A 21,383-nucleotide genomic window follows, 5' to 3' on the forward strand; every position below is an offset into this window, starting at 1 on the left:
GATAGCGTAATTTTATAAGACAAAATGTATTGTCTTGATCAAATTATGCTTTTGATAGTCCTGGAAATGATAATTAAACTGACGTGAGCTAATAACCCAGGTCAGTTTTATTGTGTTATATCATTAATATTATTCATGCTTTGAAATTAATTCATTAGTATTAAGCCGTTAATTCCTTTGATTGACTCACTTCTTGACGTTGTTCAGTTATAAGTATTCCGCCAATAAGACCTAGTAATGAGAAGATAACTGGAACTATAAAACTATAATGGTATCCTACTGTGCTTGAAGCGGTATGAAAATGATCTAAGACTCTCCCAAAAATACTAGGTAGTAAAACAGCACTTAGAAAACCACCTGTATTAGCAAATCCTGAGACAACACCAACCTCTTTTATAGCAAACGATTTACGAACAACCGCAAATGTAAGAGCACTTCCTCCATTACCATATCCAATGATGAAGAAAAGAACAACTAATATATAGAATGGCGGCTTCCCGCCGAATAAAAGAAAAGCAGTCCAACATAAAAAGATCATCAAATGAACAAGCATATATGGTCGTTTGATGGTTCCTAAACGACTTGAAATCCATGTTGTAAGCGGAGCGCCGATAATTGCCCCAATGAGACCAATCATAATAAGTTGACTCGCACCAGAACGTGTCATTCCATACACATGCATTCCATATGGAACTGCCCATGAACCGATAAATCCAACATAAGTACCGACAGCACCAAAGTGACACAAGAAAGTAGCCCATGCTTGGCGACTAGTGAATATACGTCGTAAGGTAACAAGCGTTTTTTCACGTTTATTCTCTATTTTAACAGATGAACTGCTACTTGATGTCTGGTTTATCAGCATTTTCTTTGGATTCTTAACAAGGACAAAATAAAGAAGAATTCCACAAAGACACAAAAGAATTCCAACTGTGAAAAATGGTGTTCTCCACCCAGTTAAGCTAATCCAAGTAGAAAAAGGAACAGTCGCAAACAAGAAACCGAGGCTCCCTATCATTCCTGCCATGCCAAGTAATTTAACAAATTCATTTACTTTAAACCATTGGCTTAATATTAGCACCAAATTGATCCAAATCGCTGCATCACCGATACCTACTAATAATCTAGCAAAAAGAAGGAACCATTCATTCGATGCGAGACTATAAAGCAATGTACCTAATCCATTCAGTAGAGTTCCTACAATTAGAAAAAAATTGGGACCAAAACGATCTGACAATATTCCAATAGGAATTTGTAAACCAGCATAAGCCAAAAATTGAATACTCGTCAATAATCCGATGGTAGATGCGGTAACATTGAACTCCTTCATTAATTGATCGGAAATTAATCCTGGGGCTGTTCTTTGACTCACTATTAATAAATACGAAAGCAATACTGCAGCAAAAACAACCCATCTATACCTACTATTTTGTTTTTCCAATGACCTCTACTCCTATAATTCTGTTCTTCTAAAGTATTATACTCTACTTTTTTACCTTTAGATGAACGAAATATATGTGGAGGCGTTTTCATTAGAAATATTTTTCTTACATTATTTTGTTGTTAAATTCAAAGTATGATTTTTTAAATTAATAAAAATAAACCAACAATTACAACTTGGTTAAACCATGTAAAAATAAAAATCCTTTTTCAAAATAAAAATCATGCAAATTAACAAAAGATAACCACCAAGATTATCTCGGTGGTTTTACTGGTTTTAACTAATAATCACTTTTGTATAAGCTTTTTCTCAGAAATTTGAAATTGTAAATCGGCAACATTTGTTATAAACTTCTTATCGTGTGAAACAAATATGATTGTTCCTTTATATGAATGGATAAAGTGTTCCAATGCTTCAATGGCGTGGATGTCTAAGAAATTAGTTGGTTCGTCTAATAGTAAAATGTTATATTTCCCTAAAAAAAGCTCACAAAGCTGAAGTCGAATTGATTCTCCTCCACTTAACGATTTAACACTTTTTTGAATATCTGTTCCGACAAACATCATAGAATGTAAAACACTCAGTAGAAAACCTTCATCATATTCTGAGCGATTTTTCAAAAATTGGAGTACCTTTTCTTCGCTAGTAAATTGATAACTCATTTGACAGAAATAACCTAATTTTACTTTTGGCGAAATCGTTAAACCTTCCCCCTGATTTATAATATGCTGCAGAAGAGTACTTTTCCCGCTGCCATTGCTTCCAGTGATCGCTATTTTTTTCCCTAGTGGCATTTGGAAACTTACATTATCTAGTAACACATTGTTATTTATATGGAGAGTTAAACGGTCTGCCATAATTGGAAATTTATTATGCAATTCCAAAGCTTTTGACTGGCGGAACGCGATCGTCCTTTCTTCTTGTACAGCATCAACTTCCTGCAGCTTCTCCATTCGATGTTCAATCGCTTTTGCGGCACGCTGTAAGGCTTTTTGACTCGTGCCTTTAGATTTCGTTTCAAACATTCGATTCGCTTTTGCTTTTGATTCTTTTTTCGACATAGAGGCAGCTTTTGCAATTTTTTCAGCCTTTTTCATTTTTTCTTGGGCTGCTTTTTCGAGCCGACTCTTTTCTCTCAAGTATTGTTCATGTGCTTGCCTTTGTTGGTCATGTTCCAACTGCTTTTGAGTCATATAATCACTGTAATTTCCTGAATATACTTTAACCTTGCCTTCGTTAACTTCCCATATTGTTGTTACGAGTTCATCTAGTACAGCACGATCATGACTGATAAGCAATAGAGCTCCATAGTAATATCGCAGTTCATCAATTAAAAACGAAATGCCATCTTCATCCAAGTGTGTAGTCGGCTCATCAATTAATAAGGATTCGTAATAATGTGTAAACAATTGTGCAAGCTTTAGCCTTGTTTGCTCTCCACCACTTAGCCCATCCTCATTTTGTGGGACATGCAATTTTCCTAGTAACTTAGGATCAGCTTCATCGGTACTTGGAGCCTTCACTTGTTCAAAATATCCGAAGTCTATATGACAATTCACTTTTCCTCTTGACGGCTGAACAATACTTGCAAACAACTTTAATAATGTACTTTTTCCTACTCCATTTTTTCCAACAATGCCGATGCGGTCATATTGATGTACAGCTAGACTGTCAACTTTTAATATCACTTTATCCAAATAGCTAACTTCAACATTTTCTAATTCAAAACAGATTTGTTCCATCTTTGCTACCTCCCGAAATATTGTGATTTCGTATCGATAGCTAGGATCGATACGAGCTTCTAAATCAAGCTCGCATCAAAAAATAATAAAAAATGCATAGTATTTCTCCTCCTACTTTGCTTTCCATGTAATAACTGCATTTAAAATAAAAAAAAGAAAGACAGAATATTCGTCTTCCTTCACATTGCAAAATAATATTTGAATTGAAGATTATTAAAAAAGGACAGACTAATCCCATTTACTCTGTTACACAAACAGAGCCTTTGACCATATTCAATTACTGGTTCAAAGCTGGAAAACGTAGTCTCATTGAATGTGTCATTTTTTAATAATCCTCCTTAAAATTTAAAATACACTGTATATTATAAATACTTACTAAAGAAAAGTCAAAATTATTTGATCTAAGTACCACCGTTTTTGGTTTATGTAGATGGCCTTTTTAAACCCCAAACAAGAAGTAATTTAGATTAAAATTAATTACTTATATCTCCTACTGCTAGTTTTTTGTTTAATAGCACATAATCATTTTTGTTAAAGGTTACCGTTACTCTATCTAATCTATCTCCATTTGGATATAAATATAGCTGTTGATTGAATTTGATACCTAAAGGTACGACTGTTTGATAAATAAGATTTAAAATTTTAAAACATTCTAAATCAACTCCTTCTTTTAAATGATTTTTAACGTGAATAATTACTACATCTTCAATATTTTCAAATCTAGGTTTTCGAGGAGAAATATTATGAGCTTTGCAAAGTCTTTTTAATAGATTTTGATAATAATCATGATTTTGTTTCAAATAAACTACCCCACATTTATATTTGTGTTTTTATTTTTAAAATGCATTATGTTAACACTTTTCATACTTTTTTCTTTAATTTTATTTAAAGAAAATTTGTTCGTAATTTTGAAATATCAACATTCTTAAATAACATTGCCATTACATAAAATCGAATTAATCAATTTTAATTAACATCACCTAGATAGATTGGCGATTTTTCACCATTTAAATAATTGATGATATATTCTTTTAAGTGATTTGGATAAAATCTACATTGGCATAAATCATTAATCGGTATCCATTCAACACCAATTTGGTGAACATCAGGATTTGACGGTTGTCCATCAATCTCCTTGAAATCTTTTAGCTCACAAGCAAAATAATATCCTACTTGATGAACATTGAAATCCACTGATGCATGTTCATGGTTTTTACCTATATATTCTCGTATGAATAGGAGTTCACCCACTTCTACGTCAACTCCAACTTCCTCCAAACATTCTCTTAATAAAGTTTCATGAAATGTTTCACCATGCTCTTGACCGCCGCCTGGACAAAGATAAAAATAGCCTTCATGATCTTGATTTTTTGTTAATAACATTTTCTCTTCATTTATTACGATAGCTTTTACCGAGTTTCTGATATGCATGTGCATCCTCCGAGTAATTATTTATGTAACTACTTGTAATTTAAATAACTATTTATACTAAACCTTCTTTAAACTAAATAATTCCTCCAGTTTTCAATAAAATCAGCCAAAGAAACTATACCCCAAAATACTATAAATACTAAAAATGGAATTGCTAAACTTCTGATAGCTTGTCCCCATTTGTATACACGACTTCCCCTACTTAAATACCTATCGACCAAAAAATAAACGATAGATGCCGTAAGACTTATCCAAAGTAAAATTAAACCAAATATTATATGAAATAGAGCTGAAATAATTACTTCCGTTTTATTCCCGTAATTCCTTGAAATAAAATTAGAAAGATAATCACTTATAATAGAAGAAACCGTTCCATAAATTAAGATAACGGGAAAGCTATATAAAAGGTACATAGGTACAACACCAACAAATTCCAATAAGTATTCCCCTACTGTATTCATTTCCCCGCCAAAAGGATTTGGAACAAATACTCCCAATAGAATAACGAATATTGATCCTGCGATCGAAGCAGATATTATTTTTCGAGGTAGTACCTTTTTAATGGCAACTTGAGATGACAAAACCCGACACCCCCTATGTATCTACCATAAATATTCTTGATCATTCTAATGATTTCCTTCTTTTCTATAATTAACAGGTGTGAGAAACACTCCCTAAAGTTTCAGTTAATAGGAAGCTCTATGAATAACATAGAAACAAACGGGTAAACTAACACAACACGAAAAATTATCGGAAGACAATGGTGGTGTTAATATGTCAGATTTTGTAGATCCAATTCATTATGAAACAGGTACAGCGATTCAAACATTTAATATTATTGAAACAAATAAGAATAATGACGGGTATGAGGTTCTGTTAGATATGGATTTAGATAGCGGTTACGCATTAGAAGGAGTTAAGTTACATATTTCTTACGAAGACCTAGAAGCATATGAGACGAACGATATTCATGAAGGGGTTAAATATGCACTAGGATTCTTTGATAAATAATTGTCAAAGGTAATTTTAAAGGAAAAGCTGTCTAAATGGCAGCTTTTCCTTGCTTTTCCTAAATACCATATTATTCAAAAAAATGCATTCGAATATTGAACAACACCATAGACATTTTGAAGGGAGTTTTCTGTTAATTCAAGGGCCATAAATACCTCATCTGCCACATCAAATGGTGCTTTTATATTCCATAAACTAGCGGGTTTGAATCCAAATCTCGGATAATAATCCTTATGGCCTAAAACAATTGCAGAATGAAACCCGAGCTCTTGTGCCTTCCTTAATGCACTGGAAATTAACTGACTTCCAATCCCTTTATTCTGGTACTCTGGTACAACAGAAACTGGTGCAAGGGCCAATGAATCAACAGATTTATTTTCATTTACTATTTTAATTTTAGATAATAGAATATGCCCAACAATTTCTTTGTCTACAGCCACTAATGAAAGTTCAGCAAGAAATGCATCTGTTTTTCTAATTCGATTTACAAGCTTATGTTCTGTCTGATCGCTTATGCTTTCATTTATAAATGCTTGTTTTACAACCTCTTCAGTCTTGCTATAATCTTCTACATGCTCTTGTCTAATAATGATATTCATATCATTTCACCATCTGTTCTTTTTAATTTCTTGTTGAATTTTCCGAAGCGCTTTTTTGGATCCACGCTCGATATCATGCTGCATTTTCCGTGTCTGATAATCGACAAACAAATTATCTAAATCATACCCTTCTGGATATAAGTCCTTTGCTTTTACCTCCAAAGAAAGACGCTTATCATTTATTTCAATTAATTCCCCTTGATAAAACACGACAACATTATAGAAATGATTTTTTTCCTTATAGACAATCCCGAAGTCATCGTAATCTAATAATTTTACGCGGTCACCTTTTTTGTATTCATACTTCTCATCTATTATTTCTTTGACAATCTTCGGTTTCCGTGTTCTATTTTCATTTATTCGTTCTAAAGAATATTCTTTATTTTCCATGTATCCTTTAGCTCTTTGTAATACTGTATCCCGTACATTCATTTTTTTTGAAATCCAAAGGGCATTACTTTCTCCGGACTGTCCGATGATTAATTTATACATCGGTTCCAATGTTTCATTATTAAATTGCATCGCTGCATTCATAAAATCACTATGCAACTCTGAAAAGCGTTTAATTTCACCATAATGTGTTGTCGCAACGGTAATACACCCCATATGATAAAACTCTTCCAAAATAGAAATTGCCAATGCCGCTCCTTCATTTGGCTCGGTACCACTTCCTATTTCATCAAAAAGTAGAAGTGTATGATTATTTGATAGCCTCATAATTTCGGAAAGGTTTTTCATGTGAGATGAAAAAGTACTTAGTGCATTTTCGATACTTTGATTGTCACCAATATCTACAAAAACATTTTCAAAAACGGAAATTTCCGTTTCCTTATCTGCGGCAATATGAAAACCAGACATTGTCGCTAGCGTTAAAAGTCCTATCGTTTTAAGAACAATCGTTTTTCCGCCAGCGTTTGGTCCTGTAATTACTAATCCTCGATAAGTTTTCCCGATTTCAAAATTAAGCGGTACTACGTCTCCTGACAAAAGCGGGTGTTTGCTGTGGACTAATTTTACATATCCATAATCATTTATTCTTGGCTCCACTCCGCCGATATGTTGACTAAATTTCGCCTTTGCAAAGACCATATCGTATTGGCTAATAAGCTCGATATTAACCTTGATATTATCAAGGTTCTCTAAAATCATTCCTGATAAAGTGGCTAATATTTGATATTCTTCCATCGCTTCCTCTGCTTTTAAGCTTGCTAATTCACCATTTAATTTTGTAACTGTATTCGGCTCGATAAAAACCGTTGATCCTTTAGAAGAAACTTCTACTATTGTTCCAGCGACTTGATTTTTATATGATGCTTTTATCGGAATGGTATATCGCTCATCTTTTTTACTAATAAAGAATTCTTGAATATATTTCTTATTAGCACTGCTATTTAAAAATTTATTTAAACGCTCTTTAATTTTTTCTTCAGTTGATTCAATATTATTTCGTATCCGTTTTAATTCTCTGCTTGCTGAAGAATCAACACGATTTCCTTTAATGGAAAAATTAATTTCTTCTTCTACATTTTTAAATTCGGACATTGAATTTGCATAAGACGCTAGTACAGGAGCATAAAATTCTTTATCCAGCATAAACTTTTTAATTTTCCTGCATCCTCTTAAAAAGTCCGAAATATTTACTAACGCATTGGGATCTAAAATAATGCCTTTTTCAAGGTTTTGAATAATACTCTCAATATTGGATATCCCTAAAAATGGCACACGACCTTCTGCATCTAAAATCGCGCGTGCTTCAGTTGTTTCATTCAGTCGGTTTTTAACTACTTTTATGCTTGAGCTCGGGTCCAATTTATCCAACAATTGTTTACCCAATCCACTGGCACAGTAGGATTTTACCATTTCCTTTAGTTCGTTATATTGCAATTTCTCATAAGTCATTTTATTCACTTTCTATTCTCCTCACTATGATTTACTCACATCATAAATGAAGATACCTACCCATTAGATTTCAATGAGCATTGAATGATTATTTTTTTCATAAAAAAACAAAAAGCCGCGGTGATACCGCAGCTTTCCTTACTTTTACAAGGCATGTGTAAAATACATATATAACGAAATAAACCATCATAAAAAGAGTATGGTTATTTTAGCATAATACACGCTTTATAAAGTATTGTAGGTATCTTCATAGGTTTTGAAATAAATCCATGACAAAATAAGGGGTTTGAAATACATAAATTCCCCCAATTATCATCAAATTTATTTCATTCAATTTTTTCCTATTTAGAACCTACCGCACTCACAAAAAGCACCTCTCATTAATATAAATTTATGCTCATTGAAATCTAATTTATTTAAATTATCATACAATATTTTATTAATTTAGTAAAGGATTAACCTTAATATTTTTTACAATCCTCCACAAGATTGATTCCTATTTTTTGTTTCTTCCGTATCTTTTGAAACAGATTCTAATCCATATCCTGTTGAACTAATTTCTAACTCTTCTTCATTTGCCTTTCTTTTCACATAATTATTTGATTCATCATGATTTTGAGCTAAATGGATTTTTTCCATAATGTATAATCCCCCCTGTAAACTTTGTTTTCATTTGTTTTGATTCTGTTTTTTTGAAGATACTCCCTTATTAGCTTCCTCGTTGGTGATATTTTCAAGTGCTTGACTTACTGTAGTTGTAGTATTTAATTTATGTTCTGGAATGCGTTGACTTTTCATCTTAAAATGCCTCCTTTTCACTTTTATTTTCTTCTTGTTAAGTAGGTTTATACATCCTCTCACCCTATAAAAGCTAATATTGCGTGATAAATGTACTCAACCTTCACATATCTGTTAAAAAAGAAATTGTAGTCGGTAATAAAATTAATTTTAATTATATGTTTAAAATACATTTTGAGAATGAAAAACGGGTAAGGTAAACATATAAAAATACTTGAGGAAATTATATATGCCTTTTCTAAAAGTTTTAATATAAGAATTTCTTGGACTAAGCATTATATCGCGTCATAAAGAAAAAATGGATAAAACTGATAAATATATTAATCCTATAATTTTTAGGTGAATTTCTGAGTAAAAGTAACAAACCATAAAAATAAAATAGATGAAAAATTTCACTAAGAAAGAAGGAAAAAACATGTCAAAAGATAATAGAAATAAATCAAACAAACCTGTAGAAAAAAGCATTAAGGGGTTAAACAGCGAAACAAACAGTTTAAATAGTGATAATGCTTTTAGCGAAAATGGATTAGAAAATGAAAGTCTACTTCGTGAATCAATTAAAAAAGGGAATTCCACAATTATTTAGATTTCCTTAATTTTGGGGATATTTTCAACAAGTAATATGTTGTACAATACCGAACCGTGGATCTAGAATCATATTTTTGTGCATTACGGAAAAAAGATTCCCTATTATATGAAAATAATAAGTATTTTTTGAATCATTATAATATTACTGTAGTGATTCGCACGAATTTGATCGTAAACTGCTCGAAAAATGTTTTAATCCGCACGAAATAACATTTAAACTGCACGATATAGGGACTGAACCGCACCAAACAATCATAAAGAGCTATCTAATAAAAGCTTACTCAGTTCATATTTCCTTGCTTTTCCTTTTCCTGTGCCTGGTAAATTTAACAATGTAATTATATTTGTAGCAATAGTTCTAGAAGGAAGTTGGAGAAAGTTGCGGAGATCCCGGTTGGTAATTGTAGGGCTTATCAGTAGTGCGTAATCTCTTAATGCTGCTAGATGAGCTGTTTTCGAGTAGCCATGACATGATGGACACAGCCAATTTCCATGGACTCTATTCATTGGGATAAAAAAACAACTTGGACATTGCACGCCGGTTAGGAGTTCATTTTTATCTATTTTAAATCTATGTAGTACATCATCTTCTTCAGGTGTATGTTTTTTTACTAGTAACTTCGAAAGCTTTGTCAGTTCTTTTTTTGTGAGTATTTCATTTTTGTATATTTTTTCATATTTTTCAATCTCGAAAATAAGATTAATACTCTTTGTAATATGAGGATAATTTTTAGGGTTACCAATTGTTTTAATTACCGTAGAGGGGTTGCTGATGACGACAAGAGGCAGTATAGGAATGTTAGGAAATTTATTTTGTTTTAACCATCCTTTTAATTGTAATTGATGCCGTTTCACTTGAACTACTGGATCTTCATAAGCTCTTTCTATTTCAACATTTTGTTGAATAAGTTGATGGAATTGATTATCGAAAGTAATTGTCCCACCATAATTTTTCGCTTCAATAATAGGGATAAAAAATGGGGTAAGGATTAAAGTATCGATTTGAAAATATTTATTATGCTGATTTAAGAGTCGGAGTCCGTGCAAAATGTGGTAGGGCCTATCTAATAAAAAACTCAAATGATAATCTAAGGATTTCTCCCCTTTATAGCCGGATCTTCTTCTGGACAATTCATCTAAAATAAATGACTTTTTCGGATGAAAAGATGGTGTTCTTCGCTCTAATGCCTCGAGTTTTTGGATTTTAATCGGTATTGTTCGGCTTTTTTTAATCATTTATTCAACTCCTTAGCTTTTATACTATCTAATTTCTACTAAATGATAAAAATTCCTTCTTATAATCTCCTGAAGCGCATGAAATTTTATGTGAGTTGCATGAACTGGGGTTTGAAGTGCACGAAAATCTATATGAACTGCACGAAATAAAAAGAAAACCGCACGAATTTGATATATAGACCCTGATTCCTTACTTTAAAAGAACTTTATACTTACACAAAATATATTCGATAAGAATTATGACTTGTCCCAACTATTTACGAGTCATACTAGAGTAAATACTTGAGTTTTCTAAAGAGATGTTTAAAATGGAACTGATAATGAGTTTATGAAATCGGAGGAATCAAAATGGAATTAACAGTTTATCTTGCAGGACAAATACATGATAATTGGCGGGAACAGGTTGTACAAAAAGCAAAGGAAAGAAATTTACCGTTGAAATTTGTTGCACCGCAAACCGATCATGAACGTTCCGACAATATCGGGGAAGACATTTTAGGAAAACAACCTAATAATCTATTTAAAGATGATGCAGCATCAAGTATCAATAATTTCAGAACACAAGTACTTATGCAAAAAGCGGATGTGGTTATCGCTTTATTCGGAGAAAAATATAAGCAATGGAATACCGCTATGGATGCAAGTACTGCCCTGGCATTGGGTAAACCAACCATTATAGTGCGTCCTGAATCTTTAATCCATCCGTTAAAAGAGCTTTCTAATAAGGCGAATGTTACCGTGGAAACTATTGATCAAGCCATAGATGTTTTAGCATATATATACGAATAAGTATAATACAGCTGTATCTTATAACTTAAAAAAAGCATAACCCACTCTTCTATATAAATGTATAGAAAAGTGGGTTATCCTTCCCCTCGATGCAATAGCTTGTAAAACTTCAATACCTGTACAATCTTCAAAATTCGAAATAAAAATTAACTTGCAATCATTATTAAACTGCGAATAAATCGATAGCCTTCTATGATATTATTTGCCTTGAATGAAACAGTTGACGGATCAATCTGCTCTACTACCGGTAAAATAGCAGCATTTTCTGCATAGCCTGTCGTGTTAAATGTCATCTCAACCGAAACGGGGCCTTCAATAGAACACGGGACTATATTCTCACGATTTTTCCATGATTTTTGTGTTTCGGATTCAATCATTTCCTGTGCCTTTTTCGGGTGAACACTTTTAGCAGTAAACTGATTAATCGTTTGTTTGACTACTGCCGTGTTAATCATAGGGATGAGTTCACGCGCTTCTAGTGCTAGACGATCACAACCAGAAACACATATAACCGGTATACCGAAGTGGCCCGCAACTAAGGCATTTAAACCAAATTCTCCATATTCTTTCCCGTTTACGACGATGGAACGAACGACTTTCCCATTAAATGTATGGTTTAGTAAGCCGAAATCTCCCTTTTTTGTGTGATAACCTAAAAATATTGCCGCATCAAATGTTTCATCTAAGCCTTCTACCATCGCTAGTTTTTTGGGAGAACCTGAAATTAGCTCTGCCTCAGGATGCAATAGTTCAGGTAATAGGTTCCGCATCGTTCCATGAGAATCATTGACAACTATTTCCGATACACCTACAGAAAGTGCGCCACGAATACAAGCATTCACCTCTTCGGTCATTAACAATCTTGCGCGGTCATGCTCTCTACCATCACGAGCAGTATGCTCACCATGGACAACCCCTGCTACACCTTCAATATCTGCTGATATATATAGTTTCATTTCCATCACCTGTTCTCATATTCTTCTAAAAATCGTTCACCGAGTCTAGAAATAGTTGTACCCGATCTCCCCTGTCTAACATTTAATAGCTTTAGTTCCTGCAGAACCTCTAATCTCATGCGTAACTGTTGCTCAGTCAGTTTTATTTCTTTTTCGATTAATTTTTCCTTTAGCTTTAAGCGACCATATGATACTCTTTCACGCTTTCCTTCATGAAACACCTTTAAAATCCCTATGCTATCTTCTATAAATCCATGCCCCTCGATTTTCTCAATGATCATGTCCATATTTATTTCTTTGTGGGTAAGATCTTGATCGAATGGTTCTTTATCCTCTTGTAAATACAATGGCAACATTTGAATATCAATAATAGTCTCATCCAAAAATGATAGATAAGAAATTGAATTATATAATTCTTTTACATTACCTCTCCATTCATAGTTTTTCAATCGATCCATCACCTTATTTGTAAATGTTAAATCTTGGCGATGTAATCTTTTTTTAATATTTTCTATTAAATCATCTAAATCTTCTATTCTTTCCGATAAACTTGGCATATGAATCTCATATGGAGCAAGAGACAGGGCCAAGTGCTGATCAAAATGTTCCTCATTTTGTAATTTTACAAATGGATGAATGCTGCTGGTAATAATCCTAACATCAACGGAAATCACTTGGCTTCCATTCATACGTACGATTTGTTTAGTTTGAATTAGCTTTAATAAACGCCTTTGCAAAAACACTGGAAGCTCATTGATTGCTTCTATATAAAGTGTTCCTCCGTGAGCCATTTCAATTAATCCGATGGTAACATCTTCACCATTTTCAATTCCGAATAAATCTTTCTCAAACACATCAACCGTACGAAATGCGCAATTGAATACAACAAATGGGCCTGATTGATGGGAGGAAGCATTATGGATAGCTTGGGCCAGCATATTTTTCCCCGTCCCTTCTTCCCCATATATATAAACTGGATGTTTTTGTTTGGAAAAATTAATGGCTTGCTGCATTGGTTCTTTCATAACTGAACTTTGAGCGATAATATCAGAAAAATGATAACCTGCTGTATCACGAACATCCTTTACAATATTCTTTCCATTTTTTCTATCATTAGGAGAAAAACCTTTTGATAGTGAAATAAGCGATTTCATATACCTTTTATATAAGCTTAATGAATCTATATTTAAATTTAGTCGTTTTTTCACTTCTAAAAATACATCAATATCCAGAAGGCGCATGCCAATATCAATCACTTTTCCAAATCCAGTTGGTAAGAGATGTGTTTCATCCGGTGAAATAATATAATCAATAGAAGATGGAAATGGCTTAGATGGATCATACGCAAAGTATTGATGTTCAAAAAATGTCTCCTTTAATGATTTAACCGTTTCTTTGGTGTTTTTCAGCGTATCGTTAACGACAAGGATGTTTCTACCCGGTGGTAAGTCAATGACTTCTTTCATATTTGCGTAGTTTATTTCTCGCTTCGCAATAATACATGGACAACCTTCTGGGATAAATTGTGAAGCAAACCCAAAAATGATATCACTGGAAAGAATGACAATGTCCCCCGGTTCAATCGTATTATTTTGCAAATCTTTTATTGTTGTCGGTGATAGCTGGATTAAATCACGGAATACTTCTTTTAACTGCTTAGTAATTGTTGCTAGGTATCTTTCCTCTATTGAGATAATATGCAGTTTAGATACCGACATATTAACACCTTCCTACCATAATTATTTAGTCCTATAATCTATTATTTATTATCTAATATAAATGGCAGGAAACATAGTGATTTTTTCTTACTTCTTTCCATTCTGGTGCCTTCACTTTACATTCCTCTGTCGCAAAAGGGCAACGAGTATGGAAAGTACACCCAGATGGTGGATTAGAAGGACTCGGAAGATCCCCCTTAAGTATTATCCTTTCTCTTTTAGCTTTCGGATCGGGTACGGGCACTGCAGATAATAACGCTTTTGTATATGGATGTAACGGTTCTTTAAACAACATTTCTTTATCTGCTAGTTCAACCATCCTGCCTAAATACATGACTCCTACTCGATCACTTATATGTTCAACAACACTTAAGTCATGAGAAATAAATAAATACGTCAATTTAAACTGTTTTTGAAGGTCTTTTAATAAGTTTAAAATTTGTGATTGAATCGATACATCCAGTGCTGAAACAGGTTCATCTGCAATAATTAATTTTGGATTGACCGCTAATGCACGTGCAATTCCAATACGCTGTCTTTGACCACCACTAAATTCATGAGGAAACCGATCAGCATGGTGAGCATTTAATCCTACAACATCTAATAATGTTTCAACTCTCTTTTTACGTTCTTCCTTTTCCACCCCATGTACAATAAGTGGTTCCTCGATAATATCGCCTATTTTCATTCGTGGATTTAACGATGCATAAGGATCCTGGAAAATCATTTGAAACTCTTTACGAAAAGTCCGTAATTTATCTTCTGAAAACGCAGTTATATCTTGTCCATTAAAGAACACTTGTCCCTCCGTCGGTTCAATCAGACGCATAATCATTCGTCCTGTTGTTGATTTTCCACAGCCACTTTCGCCGACAAGACCAACTGTTTCACCTTTCTCAATCGTGAACGATAAACCATCTACGGCTTTTACGACAGATCCTATTTTTGAAAAAATCCCTTTTTTCACATCGAAATGTTTTTTTAGATTTTTCACTTCCACTAATGCGGTCATTGTGCCACCTCCGTTTGATGAAGCCAACATCTCGTTGTATGATTATCATCAATTGCCTGTAATTTCGGCTCATTCTCCCAACATGTTTCCATAGCATATGGGCATCGCGGAGCAAATTTACAACCTTTAGGCATTTGATCTGGCGCTGGAACATTTCCTTTAATCGATTTGAGGCGATCAATTTTCACACCAAGCTTCGGAATGGACTCTATTAAGCCTTTCGTATATGGGTGTTTAGGAGCTTCAAATATTGTATTAACATCTGACTCTTCAACAACTTTTCCTGCATACATGATAACGACACGATCACACATCTCTGCCACGACACCAAGATCATGGGTGATTAATAAGATAGATGATTGACTTTCTTCGCGTAATTTGCGCATCAAGTCCAAAATTTGAGCCTGAATCGTAACATCTAAAGCAGTCGTCGGTTCATCTGCAATTAATAATTTCGGACTGCAGGCCATCGCCATTGCAATCATCACGCGTTGACGCATACCACCAGATAATTGGTGTGGGTATTCCTTCATAATTTCACGTGCACGAGGAATACCTACAAGCTCTAACATTTTCACTGCATGTTCTTTTGCTCCATGTGAATCTTTTTTTAAATGTAAACGGATCGCTTCAACTAGTTGTCTACCAATTTTATATACCGGATTAAGAGAAGTCATCGGTTCTTGGAAAATCATAGCAATCTCATTTCCACGAATCGAGCGCATACTTTTTTCCGATAGGTCTATTAAGTCCTTCCCTTCAAAACGAATTTCACCATCAACAATTTTTCCTGGAGTATCTTTTAATAACCGCATAATAGAGAGGGAAGTAACGCTTTTTCCACTGCCAGATTCCCCAACAATCCCGACCGTTTCACCTTTATTAACGGTAATGTTCACTCCATCCACCGCTTTGACCACACCTCTATCACTAAAAAAATGTGTTTTCAAATCCGTTATTTTTAATAGTTCCTTTTCCATTTTTTGCGCTCCCTCCATTAGTCTTTGATTTTAGGATCGAGTGCATCACGTAAGCCGTCACCTAATAAATTGAAAGCCAATACCGTTAAGAAGATAGCGATACCAGGAAATAGAGTGATATGTGGAGCCATATTTATATAATCACGTCCCCCACTTAGCATCGCTCCCCATTCTGGCGACGGAGGTTGTGCTCCTAAACCTAAAAAGCTTAAGCTTGCTGCTGTTAAAATGGCACTGCCGATTTTCATCGAGAAATTAACAATGATACTCGTAATCGTTCCGGGAAAAATATGCTTCCAGATTATTCGTCTAGGTCTAGCACCAATCGAACGTGTCGCTTCTACATAAAGGGTGGACTTGATCGTTAATGTACTTGAACGGACAATCCTTGCAAATGTTGGTATGCCAAAAATAGCCACAGCAATAATGACATTTCCAAGACCTGGACCTAAAATAGCAATGATCCCAATAGCTAGTAAAATACCAGGAAAAGCAAATAATAGATCGCAAAAACGCATAATGATTCCGTCAATCCATTTTCCATAATATCCACTAATCAGCCCTAAGACTGTACCGATAACCGCCCCAATTATTACCGAAACTAAACCGACAAATAAGGAAATTCTCGTTCCAACAATAATACGGCTAAAAATATCACGTCCATAAGGATCAGTCCCAGCCCAGTGCTTGAAAGAAGGCCCTTCTAGAACATGATTATAATCTGGTTCCGCTATTTGATAAGGAACGATATATGGACCAAAGATGGTCAAAATGATTAATATGCCAATAAAAATGGCAGATATAAAGGCTAACCGTTGTTTCTTGAACTTCCTCCAAAACTCAGAAAATGGGGATGACTTTGACTTTTTAATAGAAACATCCCTTGTATGTACGTTTACATTTGTGTTTCCTTCTAGTTCAGGCATCTAATTCTCCGACCTCCCTCTAATAGCGAATTTGTGGATTCAAAAAGCCGTATAGTACATCAACAATTAAATTAATTAGTATAAATTCTAGAGAAAATAAAAGCATTTCCGCTTGAATGACAGGGTAATCTCGGAAGCTTACAGAATCAATTAATAATCTACCCAGACCCGGCCAGCTAAAAACTGTCTCGATGACAACTGAACCTCCTAATAGAAATCCGAATTGTAATCCTGTCATCGTTACAACCGGTATTAAGGCATTTTTTAAAGCATGTCTTTTAATGACTTTCCCTTCTGTCAAACCTTTAGCCCTTCCAGTACGAATATAGTCTTCTTTCAAAACATCCACGACAGACGAACGAGAAAATCTAGCAATGACAGCTGCTACACTCGTTCCTAGTGTTAATGAAGGAAGAATATAACTTTTCCAAGAATCAAGACCACCTGTAGGGAACCACCCGAGCTTTACCGAAAAAAGTTGAATGAGTATTAGCCCTAACCAAAAAGATGGAAGTGAAATTCCAGATACAGCACCAAACATACCTAAGTAATCTTGCCACTTGTTCCTTTTCTTTGCCGAAATAATACCAATAATCAGACCAATGATTACGGCCCACACCATACTCCATAGGGTAAGCCAAAATGTCGGCATAAACCGCATCCCTATTTCAGTAAAAACTGGTTGTTTTGTTTTTAATGAAGTACCTAGATCACCGTGAAAAATATTCACAATGAAGTGAACATATTGTTCATATAGTGGCTTATCTAGTCCAAGATCTTCCCTTATCAATTTAATATCTTCATAACTTGCATCAGGACCCGCTACTAATCTAGCTGGATCACCAGGTATTAAATGAACAAATAAGAATATAAAAATGGATACAAAAAAGAGTATGGGGATAATTGTAATCAGTCGTTTAATTAAATAACGAACCATCTTTACACCTACCTTCACGAAAAAGAATTAAGGTGCCTCATTTGTGTTTAACACTTTTCCTGAGACACCCCATAAATGTTATTGCTTAATTTCTAATTCATTAACACTTAATGAACCATCAGGTAATAGGTAAATCCCGTCTAAGTAATTTTTCTTTCCTGCTAAATTTTGTGGTACAGCTAATGTTACCCATGGAGCATCTTCCCAAATTAGCTTTTGGGCATCTTTATATGCTGCTTCACGTTGGGTTGAATCAGCTGTTTTTAATGCTGCTTTCAGAGCTTCATTAACTTTTTCGTTATTGTAATATGAAACATTATAGTTCAATGGTGGAAATGCTTCTTTCCCTCCAAGAAGTGGACGAATTCCCCAGTCTGCATCTCCAGTAGACGGGGACCAACCACCATAATAAAGCTCTACCTGAGAATCTTCAGGCTTTTGTGGGCCCCAAAGCTTATCAGACATAGTTCCAGATTCCATAGGCACAACCTCAGCCTTAATGTTAATTTGCGCCAATTGTTGTTGTAAAAACTCTGCTGACTTAACAGAAGTAGAACTGTTCCCTACCCAAAGAGTTGTTTTAAACCCGTTTTCGTATCCCGCATCTTTCATTAATTTCTTTGCTTTTTCTAAATCAAAATTGTATGGTTCTTGTTTTGAATAAAACCCTACTTTTGGTGCAATAATAGATGACGCTTTTTCTCCAAAGCCATTCCAAACCACTTTAATAAACGCATCCTTATTAATCGCATAATTCATTGCTTGACGAATACGTACATCATCAAATGGTTTTTTTAGTGTATTCATTGATAAATAGTAAACAATAATAGATGGATCATTCTCGATGACGATGCCATTTTTCCCTTCAATTGATTTCACTTGTTCTGTTGGGATCGGATAAGCATAATCCACTTCACCGGTTTGTAACATTGCTACACGCGAACCGTTTTCAGGAACTGGTTTAAATGTGATTGAATCCACCTTTGGAAAATCCTTTTTCCAATAGTTTTCATTTTTCACAAGTTTTAAATGATCACTTTGATCCCAATCCCCAAATTTAAATGGACCTGTTCCTACTGGGTTTCTCGCAATATCCTTTCCATATTTCTTTAGGGCTGCAGGTGAAATCATTGCCGCTGAAGGATGGGCAAAATTATTTATCATCGCTCCAAATGGTTCTTTTAAAATCACTTTCACCGTATTTTCGTCAATTACCTTTGTTTGTTTAACGAGTTCAAACAAACTATAACGCTTTAAATGGTTATCAGGATTCGCCAAACGATCAATATTATATTTTACGGCTTCTGCGTTAAAAGGAGTTCCATCCTGGAACTTAATTCCTTTTCGTAGTGTAAAAGTAAATTCTGTTGCTTTATCATTTACGTCATATTTTTCCGCTAAGACAGGTACAACATTCATTTCCTTATCAAAACCAAGCAAACCTTCCATCATCATTCTTTCTGCTGAAAGACCTAATGTATCATTTGAATCATGAGGGTCTAAACTAACAAAGTTGGCAGCAACGGCAATCGTAACGTCCTTCCCTACTTTTTTAGCTAACTTTTCTGAACCATCTTTTCCAGATGATTGACTGGAAGAATTGGCGCAACCAAAGAGTAAAAGTGAACAACAAATGAGTGAAATAATTATTGTAAAACCTTTTTTCATATTCTATCCCTCCATATATGTAGATGATTTTCTAACAATCGGTGTCACTATAAAAATAATTGAGTTTCCTAAATTAATAGATAACTACTTAAACAATACAATTTAGTTCTTATTCAAAAACAGGTTGAAACGGGATTAAATATAACCCCCTACGCTTCTTTTAACGTGAAGGTTGGAATCAGTTCTCCTACTTTTTCATTTCTCGCATTAGTCACCTGTGGTCGATGATGATGTTTCAATTGTTCGAGCTCTTTATTAGATAATAAATTTAACTGTTTTAATACCTCAACTGCGGCGGGTTCAGTCGCTCTGCCAAAGCCATCTTCTATTTTGATCGCAATTCCAACACCTGTTTGTAAATCTCCAATACAGTACACTGCTTCTGCGCCTGCTTTCCCAAACATTTTTCCATTGGCAACTTTCATGAAATTAGTACAAAAGCGATCAGTTCCTCCTACCATTTCCGGAGCAGCCATCATCGCAGAAGTAATTCTTTCGACCGCTTGACCACGTGTTTCAGACAATTCTTTAGGTCTTGTCATTTTTGCATAAGCATAAGCGATTCGTTCAAGTGGTAAACCATGAACAGGAACCCCACAACCATCCACCCCTAATTTTATTTCCTCAATTGGATATTCAGCCATTTCGCTAATAACTCGAAGAATTCTTTGTTGCACAGGATGTGATAATTCATGATATGTTTCTGTAGGCTCATTCATATATTTGGCAGTTGCTAACATACCACTATGTTTACCTGAGCAATTATTATAAAGCGGTGTTACTTCCTTACCTTGGAGAATGAGATCTTTAAACACGTCTTCTCTTCGTAAAGGATGTGTTCCACACTTCAAAGCATCGTCATACAATTCAGCTCTTTTTAAAATGGATAAAACTCGCTCTGTATGCTGTTTTTCTGCACTATGCGATGCACAGCAAAGAGATAAATCTGCATTGTCAAAATGATAATAATCTGCCACACCCGTTTCAACGACCGGAATAGCTTGTAATGGCTTCATCGAAGAACGTGCGTATACGGTTCGATAAGGATCTCCAGCGTATTTTATAAGTTTCCCTTTAAAATCCACCACCGCAATATGCCCTTTATGTATACTTTCAACCAAATTTCCACGAGTGACTTGTACCAATTCTTCTGCTACTATTGTCTCCACCTTCTTAATTTTCATTATTTTTATAAAATTCTATAACACATTTCAACCTATTTCAACCTAAAAATATAAAATTATTAAAAAAATCATAAAATATAGTTCATATGTTAGGGAGTTTATCCTGTTTCAACCTTTTTTTAGATTAGGTTTTTTTGTACTAGCGTTGTGGTATTCATTTTTGTTGATGCATTTACAAGCTGAATAAGCCTAGTAGCATTTTTTATATGGCAAAAAATATATTCATTCCCCCCCATATGTATTTATCAGTAACTAATAAATTGTTTTACATGACAAAATGCAAAAATAAAACACCCTATTCTTACAATTGAATTGGGTGTACATTTAAATTTTATTATTTTTTTGGCTATGATAATTAATTTTGTTGTTGTCGATATGATGATGCTTCAATAATTAAATGATAGTTTCTTAATTCCAATTAATGAAACCTATTTCTCATTAAGAACGTATCAATATTAGGATTCCCAT

22 protein-coding genes are annotated in these 21,383 nt (G+C 34.3%); 3 read left to right on the forward strand and 19 right to left on the reverse strand.

The genetic code is table 11. From position 1 onward, the window contains the following. Positions 1 to 160: 160 nt before the first annotated feature. From ACQKP0_RS20220 to ACQKP0_RS20245, 6 genes are all read right to left on the reverse strand, one after another. A complete protein-coding gene (locus ACQKP0_RS20220; RefSeq protein ID WP_427407642.1) occupies positions 161 to 1,441 on the reverse strand; it encodes an MFS transporter in 1,281 nt (426 codons plus the stop codon). 287 nt (positions 1,442 to 1,728) lie between these two features. Further along, the gene (locus ACQKP0_RS20225; protein WP_427407643.1) at positions 1,729 to 3,183 is read right to left on the reverse strand and encodes an Msr family ABC-F type ribosomal protection protein; all 1,455 of its coding nucleotides are present in this window, start codon (positions 3,181 to 3,183) and stop codon (positions 1,729 to 1,731) included. Between the two features lie 277 nt (positions 3,184 to 3,460). Further along, on the reverse strand, positions 3,461 to 3,505 hold the full coding sequence (locus ACQKP0_RS20230) for an erythromycin resistance leader peptide (RefSeq protein ID WP_121128006.1): 45 nt from the start codon (positions 3,503 to 3,505) through the stop codon (positions 3,461 to 3,463). Positions 3,506 to 3,656: 151 nt separating this feature from the next. Beyond that, entirely contained in the window at positions 3,657 to 3,983 is a 327-nt protein-coding gene (locus ACQKP0_RS20235; RefSeq protein ID WP_427407644.1) for a hypothetical protein, read from the reverse strand. Positions 3,984 to 4,149: 166 nt separating this feature from the next. After that, positions 4,150 to 4,614, reverse strand: a complete 465-nt coding sequence (locus tag ACQKP0_RS20240; protein WP_427407645.1) for an NUDIX domain-containing protein — start codon at positions 4,612 to 4,614, stop codon at positions 4,150 to 4,152. A gap of 68 nt (positions 4,615 to 4,682) precedes the next feature. After that, positions 4,683 to 5,195, reverse strand: coding sequence for a hypothetical protein (locus tag ACQKP0_RS20245; protein WP_427407646.1), 513 nt, complete (start codon positions 5,193 to 5,195; stop codon positions 4,683 to 4,685). 193 nt (positions 5,196 to 5,388) lie between these two features. Between ACQKP0_RS20245 and ACQKP0_RS20250 the strand changes: the two genes are divergently transcribed. Then, positions 5,389 to 5,625, forward strand: coding sequence for a hypothetical protein (locus tag ACQKP0_RS20250; protein ID WP_427407647.1), 237 nt, complete (start codon positions 5,389 to 5,391; stop codon positions 5,623 to 5,625). Between the two features lie 74 nt (positions 5,626 to 5,699). Here the strand turns inward: ACQKP0_RS20250 and ACQKP0_RS20255 are convergent, their stop codons facing one another. From ACQKP0_RS20255 to ACQKP0_RS20270, 4 genes are all read right to left on the reverse strand, one after another. Beyond that, on the reverse strand, positions 5,700 to 6,224 hold the full coding sequence (locus ACQKP0_RS20255; RefSeq protein ID WP_427407648.1) for a GNAT family N-acetyltransferase: 525 nt from the start codon (positions 6,222 to 6,224) through the stop codon (positions 5,700 to 5,702). Positions 6,225 to 6,230: 6 nt separating this feature from the next. Then, a complete protein-coding gene (locus ACQKP0_RS20260; protein WP_427407649.1) occupies positions 6,231 to 8,132 on the reverse strand; it encodes an endonuclease MutS2 in 1,902 nt (633 codons plus the stop codon). A 462-nt stretch (positions 8,133 to 8,594) separates the two neighbouring features. Then, on the reverse strand, positions 8,595 to 8,762 hold the full coding sequence (locus tag ACQKP0_RS20265; RefSeq protein WP_427407650.1) for a hypothetical protein: 168 nt from the start codon (positions 8,760 to 8,762) through the stop codon (positions 8,595 to 8,597). Positions 8,763 to 8,792: 30 nt separating this feature from the next. Beyond that, complete coding sequence (locus ACQKP0_RS20270) at positions 8,793 to 8,921, reverse strand: hypothetical protein (RefSeq protein ID WP_427407651.1); 129 nt, start codon at positions 8,919 to 8,921, stop codon at positions 8,793 to 8,795. A 415-nt stretch (positions 8,922 to 9,336) separates the two neighbouring features. Between ACQKP0_RS20270 and ACQKP0_RS20275 the strand changes: the two genes are divergently transcribed. Then, entirely contained in the window at positions 9,337 to 9,507 is a 171-nt protein-coding gene (locus ACQKP0_RS20275) for a hypothetical protein (protein WP_427407652.1), read from the forward strand. 254 nt (positions 9,508 to 9,761) lie between these two features. Here ACQKP0_RS20275 and ACQKP0_RS20280 read toward each other — a convergent pair whose 3' ends face one another. Continuing rightward, a complete protein-coding gene (locus tag ACQKP0_RS20280; RefSeq protein ID WP_427407653.1) occupies positions 9,762 to 10,745 on the reverse strand; it encodes a nuclease-related domain-containing protein in 984 nt (327 codons plus the stop codon). Positions 10,746 to 11,093: 348 nt separating this feature from the next. Between ACQKP0_RS20280 and ACQKP0_RS20285 the strand changes: the two genes are divergently transcribed. Then, on the forward strand, positions 11,094 to 11,534 hold the full coding sequence (locus ACQKP0_RS20285; protein ID WP_427407654.1) for a YtoQ family protein: 441 nt from the start codon (positions 11,094 to 11,096) through the stop codon (positions 11,532 to 11,534). A gap of 146 nt (positions 11,535 to 11,680) precedes the next feature. On the opposite strand, the gene ACQKP0_RS20290 is transcribed toward ACQKP0_RS20285, so the two are convergent. From ACQKP0_RS20290 to ACQKP0_RS20325, 8 genes are all read right to left on the reverse strand, one after another. Then, positions 11,681 to 12,496 carry a M55 family metallopeptidase gene (locus ACQKP0_RS20290; protein ID WP_427407655.1) on the reverse strand — a complete coding sequence of 272 codons (816 nt, stop codon included), beginning with the start codon at positions 12,494 to 12,496 and terminating at the stop codon, positions 11,681 to 11,683. After that, entirely contained in the window at positions 12,496 to 14,208 is a 1,713-nt protein-coding gene (locus ACQKP0_RS20295) for a sigma 54-interacting transcriptional regulator (RefSeq protein ID WP_427407656.1), read from the reverse strand. Before ACQKP0_RS20295 ends, ACQKP0_RS20290 begins: the two co-directional genes overlap by 1 nt. Before the next feature lie 52 nt (positions 14,209 to 14,260). After that, positions 14,261 to 15,220, reverse strand: a complete 960-nt coding sequence (locus tag ACQKP0_RS20300; protein WP_427407657.1) for an ABC transporter ATP-binding protein — start codon at positions 15,218 to 15,220, stop codon at positions 14,261 to 14,263. Continuing rightward, positions 15,217 to 16,200: an ABC transporter ATP-binding protein gene (locus ACQKP0_RS20305; protein WP_427407658.1), complete on the reverse strand. Its 984-nt coding sequence runs from the start codon at positions 16,198 to 16,200 to the stop codon at positions 15,217 to 15,219. The genes ACQKP0_RS20300 and ACQKP0_RS20305 overlap by 4 nt, the downstream gene beginning before the upstream one ends. Positions 16,201 to 16,217: 17 nt before the next feature. Further along, on the reverse strand, positions 16,218 to 17,126 hold the full coding sequence (locus ACQKP0_RS20310) for an ABC transporter permease subunit (protein ID WP_427407659.1): 909 nt from the start codon (positions 17,124 to 17,126) through the stop codon (positions 16,218 to 16,220). Positions 17,127 to 17,145: 19 nt separating this feature from the next. Further along, on the reverse strand, positions 17,146 to 18,063 hold the full coding sequence (gene gsiC / locus ACQKP0_RS20315; protein WP_427407684.1) for a glutathione ABC transporter permease GsiC: 918 nt from the start codon (positions 18,061 to 18,063) through the stop codon (positions 17,146 to 17,148). A 78-nt stretch (positions 18,064 to 18,141) separates the two neighbouring features. Then, on the reverse strand, positions 18,142 to 19,731 hold the full coding sequence (locus ACQKP0_RS20320) for a glutathione ABC transporter substrate-binding protein (RefSeq protein ID WP_427407660.1): 1,590 nt from the start codon (positions 19,729 to 19,731) through the stop codon (positions 18,142 to 18,144). 149 nt (positions 19,732 to 19,880) lie between these two features. Then, positions 19,881 to 20,915 (reverse strand): asparaginase, encoded by a 1,035-nt coding sequence (locus ACQKP0_RS20325; RefSeq protein ID WP_427407661.1) that lies wholly within the window; start codon positions 20,913 to 20,915, stop codon positions 19,881 to 19,883. Positions 20,916 to 21,383 lie beyond the last annotated feature (468 nt).

Source organism: Heyndrickxia sp. NPDC080065, assembly GCF_050281185.1.
Taxonomy (GTDB): domain Bacteria; phylum Bacillota; class Bacilli; order Bacillales; family Bacillaceae_C; genus Heyndrickxia.

What these genes read in the sequence shown, in the direction of transcription:
- ACQKP0_RS20225 (WP_427407643.1), bottom strand. Translation starts at nt 3,183, where the DNA reads ATGGAACAAATCTGTTTTGAATTAGAAAATGTTGAAGTTAGCTATTTG.
- ACQKP0_RS20240 (WP_427407645.1), bottom strand. Translation starts at nt 4,614, where the DNA reads ATGCATATCAGAAACTCGGTAAAAGCTATCGTAATAAATGAAGAGAAA.
- ACQKP0_RS20250 (WP_427407647.1), top strand. Translation starts at nt 5,389, where the DNA reads ATGTCAGATTTTGTAGATCCAATTCATTATGAAACAGGTACAGCGATT.
- ACQKP0_RS20255 (WP_427407648.1), bottom strand. Translation starts at nt 6,224, where the DNA reads ATGAATATCATTATTAGACAAGAGCATGTAGAAGATTATAGCAAGACT.
- ACQKP0_RS20265 (WP_427407650.1), bottom strand. Translation starts at nt 8,762, where the DNA reads ATGGAAAAAATCCATTTAGCTCAAAATCATGATGAATCAAATAATTAT.
- ACQKP0_RS20270 (WP_427407651.1), bottom strand. Translation starts at nt 8,921, where the DNA reads ATGAAAAGTCAACGCATTCCAGAACATAAATTAAATACTACAACTACA.
- ACQKP0_RS20275 (WP_427407652.1), top strand. Translation starts at nt 9,337, where the DNA reads ATGTCAAAAGATAATAGAAATAAATCAAACAAACCTGTAGAAAAAAGC.
- ACQKP0_RS20280 (WP_427407653.1), bottom strand. Translation starts at nt 10,745, where the DNA reads ATGATTAAAAAAAGCCGAACAATACCGATTAAAATCCAAAAACTCGAG.
- ACQKP0_RS20285 (WP_427407654.1), top strand. Translation starts at nt 11,094, where the DNA reads ATGGAATTAACAGTTTATCTTGCAGGACAAATACATGATAATTGGCGG.
- ACQKP0_RS20290 (WP_427407655.1), bottom strand. Translation starts at nt 12,496, where the DNA reads ATGGAAATGAAACTATATATATCAGCAGATATTGAAGGTGTAGCAGGG.
- ACQKP0_RS20295 (WP_427407656.1), bottom strand. Translation starts at nt 14,208, where the DNA reads ATGTCGGTATCTAAACTGCATATTATCTCAATAGAGGAAAGATACCTA.
- ACQKP0_RS20300 (WP_427407657.1), bottom strand. Translation starts at nt 15,220, where the DNA reads ATGACCGCATTAGTGGAAGTGAAAAATCTAAAAAAACATTTCGATGTG.
- ACQKP0_RS20305 (WP_427407658.1), bottom strand. Translation starts at nt 16,200, where the DNA reads ATGGAAAAGGAACTATTAAAAATAACGGATTTGAAAACACATTTTTTT.
- ACQKP0_RS20310 (WP_427407659.1), bottom strand. Translation starts at nt 17,126, where the DNA reads ATGCCTGAACTAGAAGGAAACACAAATGTAAACGTACATACAAGGGAT.
- gsiC (WP_427407684.1), bottom strand. Translation starts at nt 18,063, where the DNA reads ATGGTTCGTTATTTAATTAAACGACTGATTACAATTATCCCCATACTC.
- ACQKP0_RS20320 (WP_427407660.1), bottom strand. Translation starts at nt 19,731, where the DNA reads ATGAAAAAAGGTTTTACAATAATTATTTCACTCATTTGTTGTTCACTT.
- ACQKP0_RS20325 (WP_427407661.1), bottom strand. Translation starts at nt 20,915, where the DNA reads ATGAAAATTAAGAAGGTGGAGACAATAGTAGCAGAAGAATTGGTACAA.